This is a genomic window from Rhodospirillaceae bacterium (assembly GCA_018660465.1).
Lineage (GTDB): Bacteria > Pseudomonadota > Alphaproteobacteria > Rhodospirillales > JABJKH01 > JABJKH01.
The window spans coordinates 1-16479 of the sequence record JABJKH010000083.1; the positions used below are offsets into that span (position 1 = coordinate 1).

Annotated in this window: 17 protein-coding genes; 8 read left to right on the top strand and 9 right to left on the bottom strand. The window is 51.0% G+C overall.

The window, feature by feature from the left end; genetic code table 11:
• The coding region (locus HOM51_12850) for a Flp pilus assembly protein CpaB (protein ID MBT5035393.1) at positions 1-218 on the bottom strand (218 nt) is incomplete at its 3' end.
• A gap of 488 nt (positions 219-706) precedes the next feature.
• On the opposite strand from HOM51_12850, the gene HOM51_12855 reads away from it, so the two are divergent.
• Complete coding sequence (locus HOM51_12855; protein MBT5035394.1) at positions 707-1039, top strand: PilZ domain-containing protein; 333 nt, start codon at positions 707-709, stop codon at positions 1037-1039.
• A gap of 25 nt (positions 1040-1064) precedes the next feature.
• On the opposite strand, the gene HOM51_12860 is transcribed toward HOM51_12855, so the two are convergent.
• The 5 genes from HOM51_12860 to HOM51_12880 form a co-directional block, all read right to left on the bottom strand.
• Positions 1065-2162, bottom strand: a complete 1098-nt coding sequence (locus tag HOM51_12860; GenBank protein MBT5035395.1) for a DUF2336 domain-containing protein — start codon at positions 2160-2162, stop codon at positions 1065-1067.
• Between the two features lie 109 nt (positions 2163-2271).
• On the bottom strand, positions 2272-2718 hold the full coding sequence (locus tag HOM51_12865) for a pilus assembly protein (GenBank protein MBT5035396.1): 447 nt from the start codon (positions 2716-2718) through the stop codon (positions 2272-2274).
• The gene (locus HOM51_12870) at positions 2715-3158 is read right to left on the bottom strand and encodes a pilus assembly protein (GenBank protein ID MBT5035397.1); all 444 of its coding nucleotides are present in this window, start codon (positions 3156-3158) and stop codon (positions 2715-2717) included. Before HOM51_12870 ends, HOM51_12865 begins: the two co-directional genes overlap by 4 nt.
• On the bottom strand, positions 3151-4467 hold the full coding sequence (locus HOM51_12875) for a hypothetical protein (protein MBT5035398.1): 1317 nt from the start codon (positions 4465-4467) through the stop codon (positions 3151-3153). Before HOM51_12875 ends, HOM51_12870 begins: the two co-directional genes overlap by 8 nt.
• Positions 4457-5809, bottom strand: coding sequence for a pilus assembly protein (locus tag HOM51_12880; GenBank protein ID MBT5035399.1), 1353 nt, complete (start codon positions 5807-5809; stop codon positions 4457-4459). The genes HOM51_12875 and HOM51_12880 overlap by 11 nt, the downstream gene beginning before the upstream one ends.
• Before the next feature lie 168 nt (positions 5810-5977).
• On the opposite strand from HOM51_12880, the gene HOM51_12885 reads away from it, so the two are divergent.
• The 5 genes from HOM51_12885 to HOM51_12905 all read left to right on the top strand — a co-directional run bounded on the left by HOM51_12885 (position 5978) and on the right by HOM51_12905 (position 11028).
• A complete protein-coding gene (locus tag HOM51_12885; protein MBT5035400.1) occupies positions 5978-6196 on the top strand; it encodes a hypothetical protein in 219 nt (72 codons plus the stop codon).
• A 30-nt stretch (positions 6197-6226) separates the two neighbouring features.
• Positions 6227-6778, top strand: coding sequence for a hypothetical protein (locus HOM51_12890; GenBank protein ID MBT5035401.1), 552 nt, complete (start codon positions 6227-6229; stop codon positions 6776-6778).
• 148 nt (positions 6779-6926) lie between these two features.
• Positions 6927-7646, top strand: a complete 720-nt coding sequence (locus tag HOM51_12895) for a Crp/Fnr family transcriptional regulator (GenBank protein ID MBT5035402.1) — start codon at positions 6927-6929, stop codon at positions 7644-7646.
• Positions 7647-7672: 26 nt separating this feature from the next.
• Positions 7673-9355, top strand: coding sequence for an AAA family ATPase (locus HOM51_12900; protein ID MBT5035403.1), 1683 nt, complete (start codon positions 7673-7675; stop codon positions 9353-9355).
• Positions 9355-11028 (top strand): tetratricopeptide repeat protein, encoded by a 1674-nt coding sequence (locus HOM51_12905; GenBank protein ID MBT5035404.1) that lies wholly within the window; start codon positions 9355-9357, stop codon positions 11026-11028. Before HOM51_12900 ends, HOM51_12905 begins: the two co-directional genes overlap by 1 nt.
• A 1-nt stretch (position 11029) precedes the next feature.
• Here the strand turns inward: HOM51_12905 and HOM51_12910 are convergent, their stop codons facing one another.
• Genes HOM51_12910 through HOM51_12920 form a run of 3 tightly spaced genes read right to left on the bottom strand, consistent with a single transcriptional unit; the run spans position 11030 to position 13922 of the window.
• Positions 11030-11503, bottom strand: a complete 474-nt coding sequence (locus HOM51_12910) for a dCMP deaminase (GenBank protein ID MBT5035405.1) — start codon at positions 11501-11503, stop codon at positions 11030-11032.
• Positions 11500-12174 carry a RibD family protein gene (locus HOM51_12915; GenBank protein ID MBT5035406.1) on the bottom strand — a complete coding sequence of 225 codons (675 nt, stop codon included), beginning with the start codon at positions 12172-12174 and terminating at the stop codon, positions 11500-11502. Before HOM51_12915 ends, HOM51_12910 begins: the two co-directional genes overlap by 4 nt.
• A 20-nt stretch (positions 12175-12194) precedes the next feature.
• Entirely contained in the window at positions 12195-13922 is a 1728-nt protein-coding gene (locus HOM51_12920; GenBank protein ID MBT5035407.1) for a glycosyltransferase family protein, read from the bottom strand.
• 68 nt (positions 13923-13990) lie between these two features.
• Between HOM51_12920 and HOM51_12925 the strand changes: the two genes are divergently transcribed.
• Both HOM51_12925 and HOM51_12930 read left to right on the top strand, forming a co-directional pair.
• Complete coding sequence (locus tag HOM51_12925) at positions 13991-14959, top strand: TauD/TfdA family dioxygenase (GenBank protein MBT5035408.1); 969 nt, start codon at positions 13991-13993, stop codon at positions 14957-14959.
• A 21-nt stretch (positions 14960-14980) separates the two neighbouring features.
• Entirely contained in the window at positions 14981-16084 is a 1104-nt protein-coding gene (locus HOM51_12930; GenBank protein ID MBT5035409.1) for an LLM class flavin-dependent oxidoreductase, read from the top strand.
• Positions 16085-16479: the final 395 nt, after the last annotated feature.

Consider the following 16479-nt stretch of genomic DNA (forward strand, 5'->3'; position numbering starts at 1 on the left):
GCGCCTGCCATAAATCCGGCGCCCTTTCGTTTGAATAGTTTTTCGGCAAGAATCGGTTCGCCCGCCATAATGTCGCGCCGCGCAATGGACCCCAAAAACTGATCGAGACGCTTTTTTTGTTGTTTTTCATCATCGACGACGATGAATTTCTTGTTCAGGGATTTTTCTTCCCAGCCCTGCCATGCGACAACGTCCAAAATTATTTTGGAGCCGCTCACAATTGACTTGGTCGCAACCAGAACCTTAAACGTTTTCGCTTTGGCCTGCTTATTCAGTTAATCAAGCTTTTCCTCACCGGAAAAGCGCTGAATCAAATATGTGCTGACGCCCGCCACACCCAGCGTCAGAACCAATAAGCCGACAATAAGTACCCGCATTCGCGCTTGAACCCTTATTCAAACTCTTTTTGTGCCTGACGGGGTCGCGGCCTTAACATCAATTGATTGGATATACATATGCTGCAAGCCCCCTCGACGCCTTGGTTTTTTACCATTAATTTAAACGCATTACTACCACTGGAATACAGTTCTTACGTTAAACTAATTCCAACTAATATTAGGCGCTGAGAATGAAATTTCAGGGCACATTCGGTAAAAATGGAGTAGGATATCGCGAATCGGGTCTTAACTGGTGTATTTTTAATCTGGTTGAAAGGCCCATTTGAAGGTACATTTTTACAATAATTCGAACAAAAGAACGCTTTAAAATGCCGTCAGACGAAGCAAGCACGGACCAAAAAGAAAGCAACCTGCGCGATACAGGTCGCCGCCGGACTATTCTAGGTGGCTCGCTTTATGATGATGGTAATAATAGTTGGGAATGCTCGATCACCAATATTTCGGAAACCGGTGCGCAAATTCGGTCTAGTGCGGCTTTGGACAAAGGCGCAATTGTCGAGTTAAAAATTCATAAATTCAATAACTTACATTGTTCTGAAGTCATGTGGGTTCGCGACGGCCGCATCGGTCTTAAATTTATGATGAAGATTGACCCAAAGCGGGATGGCATGAGCAAATTTTTTAAGACGATGGAAGGGTAATGAGGCCTTAATTACGCACGAACGATCATTCCGCGTCCGAATTCTCCATCACCTTTTTACGTGTCCGGAAAAATCTAAGGGCGCGCTGTGCCGCCTGTTGCGTGATTCGGCCGTAAACCCCTAACAAAGCATCCATGTCGGCTTCTTCACGGACACCGTGCTTATCTGTTCCGTTCATAATACTGACGAAAACAGCTTGGCTCATCCCCACGGCCTTACATAATACAACCAACGATTCGCCGCCATCGACCAGGATAATCTTTCGAGTCGTCGGAAAATCGACCTTCGCCATAGCCGAAAAACCGGCAATGAGTTCGGTAATTTTCTCACTCCGTAACAACTGCAATAACAAAGACGAATTTAGCTGATTGAGGCTCTCTTTTCGGGAAATGAATTTTTCCGCCTTTGTCACTTCCTCGTCATCGTAGTCGATACCAATCTCACTTTGCGTTTCAGCCAGCAGTTCATCGACATACTCGCTACTCAAATCCGAGGTTTCCGCTAAAATTTTCTCCTTCAACTCCTCCGAAATTCGGGTCATCATTTCTTGCATCATTTCGGGCGGCAAATCGCCGCGTAGGACCAACGGTTCGTGCAAAATTTCGTTGCCCTTTGAACGCCCCACCATGGCCATCAGAGCGTTCGTTGATAATTCCGCGCCCTTGTTTCCAGCCAACGACGCCAGCACTTCATCGTTGCCTTTTTCAACAATCGAATCGGAGACGAGTTCGCTGACATGCTCGCGTTTCGTCACCGCCATGATGTGGTCTTGGCCGTGTTTGTCGATGACGGAGATTAGATCGTCATCGCTCAGCACCGTGCTGTTCATCAGCACGGGCCTTGCGACCTCAATCTCATCATTGGCCAGCAACTTAACCAGGCTGTTAGGTGCCCCATCCACGTTGGCCAGTTTCTCTGACAGGGATTGGCGCACCTTCATTTCCAGATCGAAGGCAACTTTTCCCATGATATCGCCGAAATATTGGGATTCGGTCTCACTGAGGTCGTTGTGGGAGTCTAAAAATAAATCGCTGACATCACGCAACAACGCCTGCCGTTTTTCAGGCGACGTTTCCTTGGCCAAACGGGCAAGATTCTCAAGATGTTCGATCTTACTGGTCATGATCGTACAACCGACTTTGTTGTATGCTTTTTAGGTTAGAACCCGACCGTTTTATTTTGCGGCAATGTAGGCCCTGTTGCAACAACGGACATTGGCCCGATGGCTCACATTATGGTGTGGCCGTTTCGCTGATGGGAACCTGGGTCGATGCGTTCAGGGCGATGGTTGGTATGTCAACGATAGGAATAACGGTCGTGAAGCTATAACTGGCGGTGATCGTCACATAGTCAAATCCACCGGTAGATGTAGATGTTGCTGAAAACGTGATGTCGTCACTGCTCAAGCTCGGCAATTGGGTCGCCGCATAGGTTTCCAATTCATCGGTCGTCAAAGATGTATTCACGACAGCATGGCGGGCAGTTTGTTCAATAGCAAACTGCAGCGTCGCCTTAATCCACATGGCGCGACTTAGCTCTACAATACCAGCGACCATGACAATGAAAACGGGGAACACGAGGGCAAACTCAACCGCTGTCGCGCCCCATCTATTCTTCCTAAGGCGCCGGAAAAATACCCTAAGACCAGATCGATTTTCACTTTTTTTTAGAGCGCTCATTGGATACGAATCGTTGCCGACCCGTCAACATTGACGGTGGTCGAAATAAAATTCAGGGTGACATCCTGCGACGCAAAAATTGTCATAAAAATTCTATTATCTGATCCATCGCCACAGGTGTCGCCGCAGGTAATGTCAGTCCCATCTGCGCACTTGCACGACTGATCAGCCGTGACATCATCTAATGTCAGCCCCGTCGTTGAAGAGTCCACCACCGCCTGGCGGATGGCTGTTGTCTCTGTGCTATCGAGCAGGGCCAACTGAGCCCCTGCCCGAGTGGCGCTCATTAATTCCATTTTGTTGAATACGGCAACACCCAAGTCTGCAAAACCCAACAGAAATATTACAAAAATAGGCATCAACAAGGCGAACTCAACCGCAGCGGCACCCCGCCGACAGCTTCCCACACTTTGCCACAAATTTTGCCTATTTTTACTCAACAAGACCAATCCCCTGATTAATGGTTATAGGCGTTGTACCAGATGAATCGCAGTTATTGGTAAAATTCGCATCCCCCTGAAAACTGACGGTCGAGGCAACAATATGGATGCACCCACCGGTCAGAGCTGAATTTCCGCCTGTCTGAACTGCTTCCTTTGGAATATAAATAGCCCCCTCTAGACTAATATTTGGTCCGCCGTTGAAGGTATTGGTATCGGTCGTTTCCGCACTTTTTACTTGATAGAACAGCAAACCAGCATAATCGCCTTCCGTCCGCGCCGTTAGATTAACAATAGCACCACCATTGATGTTGTTGACCCTGGCAGGGTCATCGCCGCCACTGCTATCCAAAAGGATGATTGTTACACCTGGGTTACCATCATCCGCCGCGTCCGACGTCAATTGCAACGTGGCGTTACCATTTACGTTAAAATTACCTTGGTCGATGATGTAGAGTCCGTGATTCATGGTTACTGTGCCGCCGTTAGCACCGAAGCCATTGCAATAGCGACCTGGTGATACGGTCACATCCCCGGTCGTATTGGTAAATCCATCTTCATCACAATCGGCTGGAACATCTGGCTCTGGTGTATCCTCGTACGGATCATCAATTGGCAATGCCCCTGTTACCGGCGCTGTGCAGGTAGTCAGGGTCAATTGCGGCTCCACCAAATCCGTGCCGCCGACTGTCGTCGCACAATCGGTGGTTAGCTCGACACTACCGTTACCATCAATGGCTTCGGAGCTATTAGAGTTGGCCGCGATAGAACACCCGTTCAGGGTGACATCCACATTACCCGAAACATTAATCGCCGCCGATGCTGTCTCGTTCAGAGCAAGGATACACGCCTCGCTCGATTTCTGCAGTCGGGCAACAGCGCGGGCATTAGCGGTGACTGTATCGCCGAGGAACAATGACGCGAATAAAAGATTAATCGGCTTGGCAACGGTCACCTCAACCGCCTGATCATCGCCTTCGAATTCCCCTGTTAAGGGCGGCGAGGCGCTAACCAGGGTATCACCCGCCGTCTCATCCCAGCCATTGGCGGTGGCTTCTTCTTTGGCTTTTGTTTCGATAAGCGCGTCGGAACTGCCGCTCCTGACTTCAAACAATGCCGCCACTGCCGCAGCATCTGCTGCCGATTGCAGGTTGCGCTTGGCGAAATACCAGCTGCCAACCTCGACCCCTAATCCAACCACACCGACCAAAATCGGTAACAGCAAAGCGAACATGATGATGATGTCGCCCCGCCGGTCTGCCAAAACACCCCGAAGAATATTTGCCCGTCCAGGGCTTCTATTCGACAAGTCCTATCCCCTGATTGATCGTAATCGGACTGGTTCCTGCTGAATCACAGTTGTTTTGCAGGGTCGCATCTCCCGAAAATGATACCGTATCGGCGATAATTTGGATACACCCCGCCGAAATCGACGAATTGCCGGTGATCGTAACATTTTCCTTGGGAAAATAGATCGCGCCCTGCAACGTGATATCGGCCCCCCCATTGATGACGTTCGTATCCGAGCTTTGAGCTGTCTTCTCCTGATAAAACAAAACTCCTGCATAATCGCCGGTTGTCGGTGCTGATAGAGTGATATCAGCCCCACCATTGATGTTGTTAATCCGTCCGGGATCGTCACCGCCGCTGCTGTCGGTCAAGATAATGGTTACGCCTGTACCACCTGCTTCCTCTACGATTGTCGCGTTACCGTTAACATTAAAATCACCTTCGTCAATTACGTACGTGCCGCTTTCAAATGTTATTGTGCCCCCATTGGCACCAAACCCATTACAGTAACGCCCCGGAGAGACAGTGACGTTCCCGTTTTGATTGGTAAATCCGTCCTCTAAGCAACTCGCATCAATCGTCGGAGATGGCAAATCTTCATAAGGGTCATCTATCGCCAAAGCCCCAGTAACGGTTGACGTACAATCGGTCAAAGTCAGGTCTGGTGATTCAAGCTCTGTGTTGCCAACCGTTGAGGCGCAATCCGCCGTAACATCAAAATTCCCATTCCCGTCGATAGCTGTATCGCTACTAGAATTTGCCGCGATGGAACACCCAGTTAGGGTTACAGATGTATTGCCGGAAAAATTAAGCGCTTCATCTGCCGTTTCATTCAATGCCAGAATGCAGGCTTCGCTTGAGGCTTGTAGCCGAGCGACCGCGCGCGAATTGGCGGTGACAGCATTGCTCAAAAAGATTGACGCGAACAAAAGATCGATGGACTTGGTCACATTGACTTCAACAGCCAGCGTATCATCTACGAACGAACCGGTGGTTGGTGGACTGACCGCAGTCAGCGTATCGCCAGCTGTCTCATCCCAGCCATTGGCCGTCGCCTCCTCTTTGGCTTTGTCTAAGATGGTATCAGCATCACTGCCACTTCGAACCTCAAACAAGGCTGCGACCGCGGCACCATCGGCGGCGGACTGAAGATTGCGCTTGGCGTAGTACCAACTGCCGACCTCTACCCCTAGCCCAATGACGCCGACTAAAATTGGCAACAACAGTGCAAACATGATCATTATGACGCCGCGCTGGTCCCTTATCAGGCTCAGCGAAGGACATTTGTTTAGAATGCCGAGGCGAAGGTTGCTCATCATACGCTGCCGTTTTTGGTTCAAGAGCTTCAATATGATTGTCATGGTTAACGCCACCATTCTGATTATACCAAACTTATCAATACAGTATAAGCCCTGGATATCGTGTTGGTCTGTGACTGGTCGCACAGGTTCTTCTCTATCTCAGACACTTGTTTTCTGTTAGCATCCGCTTAGGATTTCTGTCGAGTTTAATTAAATTGCGGAGTCACGATGAAATCGCTGAGTTTTAAACGCGCCAGTAAAAATTTGGCCAGTATAAATTTGGCCGTGATGATTTTAGCCGTGATGGCCTTAGTGGGAGGGTGCGCGGACACCGCTGCCGAGCGCGAAAGGTCTCTGTCGGAGCCTGTTCGTTTGGCCGCGATCAAGGCACAGCAGGATGGCGACCATGCGACCGCAGCGGGACACCTGCAAAAGCTGCGAAAATAGCATCCAGAAGATTTTGATATTCTCCTCGCCTTGGCAAAAAACCTCCGCTATGCGGGATCGTCCGCCCTTGCTGTGAGGCTGCTTGAAAGCGAAAAAGAAAATCATGGGACCACGTCAGGCTTCGCCCTGGAACTGGGCAAAGCAAACCTGGCAAGCGGTGCAACAGATAAAGCGATTGCTTCCCTAGAAGAGGCGGTGAAACATTCACCCAGAAATTGGGAACCCCATTCCGCACTTGGCATCGCTCATGATACGAAAGGGGCCTATGGCGCGGCGAAAACTGAATATAAAATGGCCTTGGCGTTGTCTCGAGACAATCCTGCTGTCTTGAACAATATGGCGATTTCAGCGGCCCTTTCGGGCGACATAGAAACAGCCATCAAGACCTTGAAACGGGTCGCATCAGTGGCCCGACATAATCCACAAACCCGCCAGAATTTAGCGCTGTTTTATGGAATTAGAGGCGATACGGATAAAGCGGAAGCCTTGGCTAAAATGGATCTTGATGCCGAATCGGTGCGTAACAACTTAGCCGTCTTCCTAAGATTTCGGTCACAAAAAGGCCTGAAAAATTTGAACTAGAGAAAAATTATGGCTAACCCCGGGGTATTTCTGGGCGTAATTCTGGGCGTAATCTCGGGCTTTTGATCAAACCTGTTCGGTTAGCTATTGCGAAAAACTCTCAGCTTTGAAAAAATACTACCAGATAGAAACCAGTGTGGCGTCACCCGTGCAAAATGACATTGAGCAAAAAGAACTGAGCCACTTTAAGGACACGGATAAATCCTTGAACGGGATTACGCTTCTGTCTGAAGTCCCGCCGGATCGCGGCCTTGAAGTCGAACGAGCCTGCAAATGGGTCGAATACAAAACCAACGAAATTATCATCGACCTGGAAGACCGCAGTACGCACGTATTTTTCATTGCCAGGGGCACGGTGAAGGTCATCGATTTTTTGGACGAGGGCCAGCAAATTGCTTTGGCCGAACTTCATGAAGGTGATTCCTTCGGTGAATTATCGGCCATTGACTTGAAAAAACGTTCCGCCCGAATCTCGGCTGCGGAGCCTACACTGGTTGGTCAGTTATCGAGCGACGATTTTCGCAACCTTCTGTTTGATTGTCCCGGCATGGCCTTGGCTTTGCTAAAACGTTTTTCCGGTTTCATTCGCACCCTGAACGAGCGGGTAACTCATCTCAGCACCTTGTCCCCGCACCAGCGCATTTACCACGAACTGTTACGACTATCGGAACCCAACACCGAAGGCGACGGATCATGGATAATTGCCAGTGCCCCTGCGCATAATGATTTGGCAGAATGGGTTGGTGTGGAACGTGAAATTGTCGCCCAGGCCATTGGTCAATTGGCTCGGGATGGCGTGCTGGAACGCAAACACCGTCGCTTTGTTATCAAGGATCATGCCCGCCTGCTTAGATTAGCGGAACAATAGGCGACCATTGATATCGGACACATAAAATGTTCTGGACCCATTTCGGGATCGAGGAGAATGCGTTCTCCAACACCCCGGACCCAAAATACTTTTTCTTGAGCCAACGCCACCAGGAGGCATTGGCCCATTTAATGTACGGTGTCCGTGGTGGCAGCGGGTTCGTCATGCTGACCGGCGAAGTGGGCACCGGAAAAACCACCGTAAGCCGCTGTCTGGTTGAACAACTGCCCGCGTCTGTCGACATGGCGCTGTGCGTCAATCCTCGCATCAGCGAAGTCGAAATGCTGGCCACCATTTGTGACGAGTTAGGCGTGTCCCATACTGGTGGTATGGAAAGCGTCAAGCAATTAATGGATGTGCTAAATAGTTATCTTTTAGATGCTCATGCAAGACGACGACGGACAGTGCTGGTCATTGACGAAGCCCAGAACTTGAGCCCGCAGGCCTTGGAGCAAGTCCGACTGCTGACCAATCTGGAAACCCATGACACCAAGCTTTTGCAAATCATCTTGATTGCGCAGCCCGAACTAAAAGAAATTCTCGAACAATCCGGCATGCGCCAATTTAATCAACGGATCACGGCGCGCTACCACCTGGACCCGATGACCAAAGAGGAGACCCGGGCCTACATTCTCCACCGCCTCAGCGTTGGCGGCATTCGGAACGATGTTTTTAAGTCCGACGCGATGACGGAAATTTTTCACCTATCCGGTGGCGTGCCCCGACTGATCAACAGCATTTGCGAACGCTGTCTTCTCGGGGCCTATGCCAAGGGCAAACATCACGTGGACCGCAAGCTGGCCCAAATTGCGGGCGAAGAAGTCTTGGGAGCAAACGCGCCACTGATCACAAAAAGTCGGTCTCGGGCCCGGCGAAGTTTGATTGCAGGCATTGGATTAATGGCCGCGTCTGCACTTGCTGTTTTCGCTGTTCTAGACCCATTTGGACTCACAAAAAAGATCTCGGTAAAATTCAGTGAAGCAGCAACGGTTCAAGCAGAACCCCTAACCGTCGCCCAAGCCCCAAAAGTTACCCCCTCTTTACCCCCTGCCAAATCAATCGTTAAAGCAAAACTTCGCGGGTTGACTTTGGAAAACCTATTCGGCCACCCAGATATCAACGGTGACTCGGCTACGGCGATGGCCAAGCTGATTTCCCTTTGGAACAAAAACCCAGACTCACTGAAAGGCCTCAACCCCTGCGCAGATGCCCGTGCAGTTGGGCTTCGCTGTTTGGAACGTCGTGGTACTTGGGCAATGTTGGCAGGCATTAATTTGCCATCGCTCATCAGTCTGGCAGATCCGAATGAGAAGAAAGTCTATGCGGTGATAACCGGGCTCAGCGGTCCGACCGTAACCTTAGACATCAACGGACGGCGGATCGTTGCCGACACGGCGAAAGTTACGCCGTTTTGGTCCGGGGATTATCTGACCCTGTGGAAACGCCCGCCCGGATTTTGGCGCGATTTGGAACCTGGTATGCAGGGTGAAGACGTGCTTTTTCTGCGCCAATCGCTGGCAAAAATTTGGGGCGGATCGGCGGACGTGGAAAATGCCCAGACCTATGATGCCAAGTTAAAAGAGCAGGTCACTGCGTTTCAAAAAAGCCGCCAAATAAAACCAACTGGTATTGTGCGGGACATGACCCTATTGCTGCTTAATCGTGCGACGGAAAATCCATCACACCCCAGCCTTTCAGAGAAGCCCTAGTGTCGCTCATCCTCGATGCCCTCAAAAAGTCTGCTCAGGACCGCGAAGAAAATCCAGACGATGAACCATCGCGTCCTTTTTCAGCGACAGAAGGCGCAACGCCTAAGCGTCGCGTTTGGCCCTACCTTGTCGCGAGCACGCTGCTAACTGGCGGGGCGATAGCAGGGGGAGTTTTTTGGTTCAAGGGAACTTTATCCCCACTCCCAGACGAAAAATTTCCCAAGGTTCAAGCAGCGCTGGAGCTGCCGACAAAAGCCAAAGAACCCGTTCTCAAAGCGCCTGTTCCCAAACTTCCGGCACCTGAAATTGCAAAACCAGAACCCGCTCCCGTTATTGTGAAAGAAACTATTGAAGAGGACGAGGCAGAGCCTTCGCCAGACAAGATTGATCTGGAACCCGTTAAAAAATTACCTGAGATTGCGAAGCCGGAAATAGCGCCTGAAGCCCCTACTGAAATTACCGTTGCAGAAGAACCGGAGAAGAAATCTGAGCCCGAGCAATCTGTTCTGGCAGCACCCGAACCAGAACCGACCCCCGTTGAAAATCCAAAGCTAGAAGTAAAACCAGCGCCTGAGCCAATGCCTGAGCCCGAGCCATCTGTTCCGGCAGCACTCGAACCAGAACCCGCCCCCGTTGAAAAACCAAAGCTAGAAGCAAAACCAGAACCAAAGCCAGATCCAAAGCCAGAACCAAATGCTGTTAAAACCGTCGCACCTCTTCCTGTGCCGGAACCACCTTCACCGCCGATAAAGCCTATGAAGAAGATAACACCCCTAGAAAAACCTTTGGCTGAACCTCCGGTTATCGCGCTAAAAAAACCAATCATAGCGCCACTGCCTGTCCCAAAACCCAAAGCGAAACCAAAGCCTAAACCTAAAGCACCCGACCCTCGCCAAGCTCAGAAACACAACGACAAAGGTCGCGCGTTTGAACAAGAGGGCCTGTTCGAAAAAGCAATAGAGGAATACACCCAGGCAATCATTATAAAACCTGAGATGGTCAAAGCCTACATCGGGCGCGCGTGGTCTCACCTTTCCAGAGGCAATTATACCAAGGCCATCCGGAATTACGGCCAAGCCATACGATTAAAGCCGAGCTCTGCCGATGCCTATTTTGGACGTGGCTGGGCGCACGAAAAGGCCGGTGACGCCAACCAAGCGATTCGCGATTACAGCGAAGCAATCAGACTGGGGAAGAATAGTTCTCAAGCCTATTTCAGTCGCGGCATTCTACAATTTTATCGCAATTCAACCGGCATGGCCGCCGATGATTTTTCAGCGGTGCTGCAACAGGGCAGCAAACAACTTAGGCCTTATGCTCTAATCTGGATGTATCTCAGCCAAGCCCGCTCCGGCATCGATGGTAGGGAGTCGCTACGGACCTATGGCGCCAACATGGACCTGACCACCTGGCCCGGCATTCTGGTAAGTTATTACCTAGGTGATGTCACATCTGACCGGGTCCTGTCCGCGGCCCAAAGCCCTAACCCAAAGACCCAACGGGAAAACGAATGCGTCGCCAATTTTTTCTTAGGCCAGGATCGTCTGGTGCGGGGCGACAAAGCAGGGGCTGCTGATTATTTCCGCAAAACCATCGCCACCGGCGTCACCTCTTATCGACAATACACAGCCGCCGAAGAAGAACTGCGCCGGTTGGGACTGCTCAAAAAATAGATTACGATTTTTCCAATAGATGTTTATTGGCCTGGCGAAACACTTCTTTGAACCCCTCCAATTGAACGACGTCCAGCCCCTGTTCACGCAGCAGGTCGTGCCCGACGCCGGTCACAAAAATTGGCGGTTCTTTCTCGGCATAGATGACACGCGATAATTTTGCATCGATGATTCGTTGAACGCAGGGGACATTTCCTGAAAGGCGATTGCCGCAGGGTTCTAACGAGGAATACATCCACCCCCCTGCCGGATCGATCCCATCGCGTGCAGCTTTTTCCAGCGCCACCTGTTCGGCGTGCCAGCTGTCACCAAATTCGCGGGTGTAGCCCGTTGAAATCTCCTGGCCATCGCTATCGGTTAAAACGGCACCCACCGAAAAAGACCCATCAGACGCCGGGCATTCGAGCCCCAGTTGCGCCGCACGGGCCAAGTGCTTTTGGTCCAAGGCGTCAATTTCTGGGGCCGACAACGTCACAGCTCAGCATCCAACGAAAAATCAAACACTGTCGTTTCACCCAAACGACGAACGTTTTTAACGATCATCGGATGCTTTGAATCAAAAGGCAGCTTCCCCCCCGTCCCAAATCGAGGGGCAGATTCAGCTTGAACAAAAAAGGGAGCCACGGCCAATCTCAGGCTGTGCCCAACGCCTTCACCCAAATAAAGGTTCAGCATTTGAGCACCCCCTTCCACCAACAGTTTCCCGACCCCGCGTTGCGCTAAATCACCTGCCATCTCCGCCGCCAGGATCGGCACATCGCCTAATCCCGCCACCTCCGCCAAGTCTCCCAATCTAGCCTGCAATTCCTCAACCATATCATCTGGGCAGTAGACCATTTTTTCACCCGCACCATCTTGAAAGAACCGCGCATTTGGATCCAAATTCCCGGACTGCGTCACCGTTACTTTGAGAGGATCAGCGGACTTACCGTCTGCCAGCCGTAAATCACGAAGCACATCGGATTTTGTTATCAGTGATGGATTGTCGGCCCGTATAGTTCCTGACCCGACCAAGATCGCATCACATTCAGCCCGAAGCGCATAAACATCGGCGAGGTCTTCTTCGCTGGACAGCACCAGACGTTCGTCCGAATCATCATCGATAAAACCATCGAGTGAAACCGCGACTGAGAGAATGATATCCATCTGCCCCTCCTGTTCTAAATTCAGGCAACGAGACGCAGCTCATTCATAACATTTTCAACAACACCTGCCCAGTCACCGGGCTGGCCCTGGCGGAACAAGCGCAGGGTCGGATACCACGGGCTATCGTCCCGGTCCAAAAGCCAGCGCCAATCCGGCACATGAGGAAGCAGCACCCATACCGGCTTGCCAAGTGCGCCAGCGACATGCGCCACTGCAGTATCAACCGAAATCACCAAATCCAGGCATTCGATTGCGGCTGCCGTTTCCGCAAAGTCCGTCAGATGAGTTTTCAACTCTGTCACGCCTTCACCAAGAACACCCACGACATCTTCCGCCCGGCCGACTTGAAGACTGTAGAGCGAGATATTTTTTATCTTTGCCAAGGGTCGGAAGAGCTCAAGATCGATAGAACGGTTGTGATCATTCTTGTGCTCCGGGTTACCTGCCCAAACCAGTCCAACCCGGAAATCTTTCTTATGCCCCAGCCTTTCCGACCAAGTTTCAATTAAATCTTTATCGACACTTATATAAGGGACTGTCTTGGGAATGGTCTCCAAGGTTGTTTCGAACAATCCGGGCAGATCCATTAACGACGCGTGGCAATCATAATCGCCCGCCTCTTCCAAGGTTTCGCAAACAGTGGCGGCACCGGGCACACTTGATAACAACCGAAGCACAGCCCCGGACGACCACAAAACCGCACGTCCGCCACGTTCCGCAATAAGAGCAATATACCTCGCGAATTGAACCGCATCGCCCTTCCCTTGTTCAGGATATAACAGAATCGTTTTGCCGTTTAGGTCCCGGCCATCCCAAACCGGTTTGTCGTCTACCGGACGACTCATGGAAAGTGTATCGTTTTGCCAGCGCCACTGATAATCTAGCCAGCCTTCCGCCAGCCGCCCTGTCATCAGCCGAGATAATCCTCGGTTGTAGAGTGCCTTCGCCGATTCAGGCGCCGCGGCTACGGCTCGGTCATAAACTTCTAGCGCTTCATCAATCCGCCGCAAGTCCTTCAACACGTTGCCCTTGTTGGCCAAGACATCCGCATTATTGGGATTTCGTTTCAGCGCCAGATCATAGCTTGCCAGGGCCTCCTCCAAACGCCCCAGTTCTTCGAAAACGTTTCCTTGGTTGTTAAGTGCCGCCGGTTGTCCTGGATCTTCAGCCAATACCAAAGCAAAGCATGCCAAGGCCTCCTCATACTTATTCTGGGCAATCAGCAGCACACCGATCTTAACGTGTGCATCGGTGTAATCCGGCTTCAACTCAATGGCTTGTTTGTAGCCAGCCATTGCCGCCTCCGGGTCGGCGCGGTCTTCTTTAATGATCGCCCTATTATAATGTGCTTCAGCGTAATCTGGCTTCTGGGAAATTGCTGTGTTGTAGGACTTTTCTGCATCCTCCAAACGGCCCACGTTCCGAAGCGCATTGCCTAAATTGTTATGGGCGAAGGGGTAGATAGGCTGCGCCCGCACCGCCTTGCGGATGTAATCAACGGCGTCCTCTGATTTCCCGGATTGCAGCGCAATGACGCCCAAGTGATGCAGCGAGACGGAATGATTAGGCTGAATGCGCAGCACCTTCCGATAATAGGTTTTAGCCTGTTCAGACTGCCCCGCCTGATGCAACCGCATAGCCTCGGCAAAGTCGCCTTCGGCCGCCGGATTGGTGACCGTAGGATCACCTTGAGTCCGCGAAGTCTTCTTATTTTTTGCTTTTTCTGCCCGGCGCAATCTGCGGTTCAAAGGTTGATCCTTTCCGATCTCAAAACTCTGTTATGGACATTCGTCTAAGACGCGGGATAATTCAACCTATGGATACGGGACTGAATGTAGATTTCGAGGGACCGAATACGTGGTCTGCGGGTACGCTTGGTGACAGCGAATGGCTGTTTGCCCCCAGCCCAGCCTGCCTTGACGAGATTTTGAACCTTGGAACCTACCTGGATCAAAATCCGCTGGCGGTGGAAGCCCTGCTGCCGGACGAGTTTGATTTGCCCGAATGTAGAAAGCTTATTGCGGGTGCAAAGGCAGCCCTGACAGATGGGGCCCGGTTCGCGGTGATCGATCGCTTGCCGCTGAATGATCTCAGCGAATACGCCACCATTCGGATTTATTGGCTTCTGATGTCCATGGTCGCCCGGCCCGTGGCGCAAAAACAAAACGGCACGTTGTTATTTTCCGTTCAAGACGAAGGCCAGGAATTCAAGCCCGGCAGTGGCATTCGACCCGCCGTCACAAATATTGAACAACACTTCCATAACGACAATTGCTTCAATAACGCGCCACCGGAATTTGTAACCTTGTTGTGCATTCACCCGGCCACCGACGGCGGGCTCAGCCGCATGATCAGTCTGACCAGTGTTCACAACCGGCTCAAAGAAAAGTACCCAGACTTATTGGAACGTCTCTACCAGCCGTTTTTCTTCGACCGTCAGCGCGAACATCTTCCGGACGACGACCCTTATTTAGCCCAACCGATCTTCCGATACGATGGCCAACTTCGCGCGCGCGTATCGCCCGCCCTGGTGCGCGGCGGGTATGTGGTCAAAGGGGAAGAAATTGACGATCAAGGCGACGCGGCGCTTAACGCTCTGCTTGACGTCATGGCTGAGGAAACACTGTGGCATGAGATGAAGCTGGAACGCGGCCAAATCCAAATCGCCAATAATCAACAGACCGGACACGCTCGGACCAGTTTCAGAGATGACCCCGCCGGGAACAAACGCCTTCTCGAGCGTTTATGGCTCAGGGACTCGGGCAAAAGAACTTATTTCGGTTAAATTTATAAGGAACAGAATGTGATAAAACTCGGCTACTTCATCATGCCTGTTCACCCCCTTCACCGGGATTATACTCAGACCCTAAAAGAAGACCGTGAAGCGATCATCCTGTGTGATGAGCTTGGATATCACGATGCCTTCGTTGGCGAGCATCTGACAGATCGGGCAGAACCGATCACCAATTCCATGCTCTTCCTCGCAACCTTAATTCATTCGACAAAACAAATTAAGCTCGCCACTGGCACGACCAATCTGACCCATACCCACCCCACCTTGGCGGCGACCCACGCGGCGATGTTAGACCATCTGGCGGAAGGACGATTTATCTTCGGTGTTAGCCCTGGAACTTTGCGATCCGACCTGCAAGCCATCGGACGTCACGACATCGATAAGTTCAAATATTTCGTCGATTCTATTAACGTCATTCTTGAAATTTGGAAGCGAGACCCGCCCTACGATATTGATCTAGAAGATAACGTCTTTAAGGTTTCAACGAGTGAATATCTTCACGCCGACATAGGCGTCGGGGTCATGATTAAACCCTATCAAGACCCGCACCCTGAAATTGTCGGCACCGTTGTCGCGCCTTATTCCAAGGGTGTTATCGAAATGGGTAAGCGAGATTTTCACCCGCTGTCGGCGAACTTCCTGATGCCCAAGTGGGTGGCGACCCATTGGCCCAATTATGTCGAAGGATGCGAAAGCATCGACAAGGCCCCGAACCCGGCAGAATGGCGCATCGCCCGGAATATTTTCGTCGCCGACAACGATAAGGTGGCCCTCGACTACGCTAAGACAAATTCGAAAAGCCCGTACAAATTTTACTACGACCAATTCGTCAAAAAGTTAGGCTTGGCAAATAAGTTAGGCGTTTTCAAACACGACAGAGACGAGCCTGATGAAGCTGTGACACCTGAGCGCGCTGTAGACGATCTGGTAATTTGCGGCAGCGTCAACAAGGTCGTTGATGAACTTCTAGCATTCCACGAAACCGTCGGCGATTTTGGTGAACTGGTCTACGCCGGGATGGACTGGGTCGACGAAAAACTTTCCAAACGATCCATGCAGCTGATGGCAGAAGAAGTCATGCCCCGCGTAAACGCTGCGATTAACAGCGGAAAATAGGGTAAAAACCAATAAAGGAATTGGCGGAGAGACAGGGACACTCAGCAAAAAGATTAAAAACTCGCAGAAGCCTTATATTTAAGGGCTTTAAACGTATTAATGTATGTGGTAAGTGTGTGTGTTTTTATATTATTTAGGCCTGCAGTCATGCCTTCTTATCTCCAAAAACGACGGCGCCGTTGGTATGCCATAATGGAGGTACCAAAACCATTGCGCCAGAGCATCGGTAGACCCCGCTTCGTCCAATCTCTTGAAACCGAAAGTCGCACTTTAGCTGAGCAACGAGTGTGGCCGGTTGTAGCGGCCTGGAAAAGGGAGATTGCCAAAGCCAAGGGCGAGCCGGACGATATATTCGCTTGGCAAGCCAGTAAAAAAGTTGGACGTGAAGGTAGATA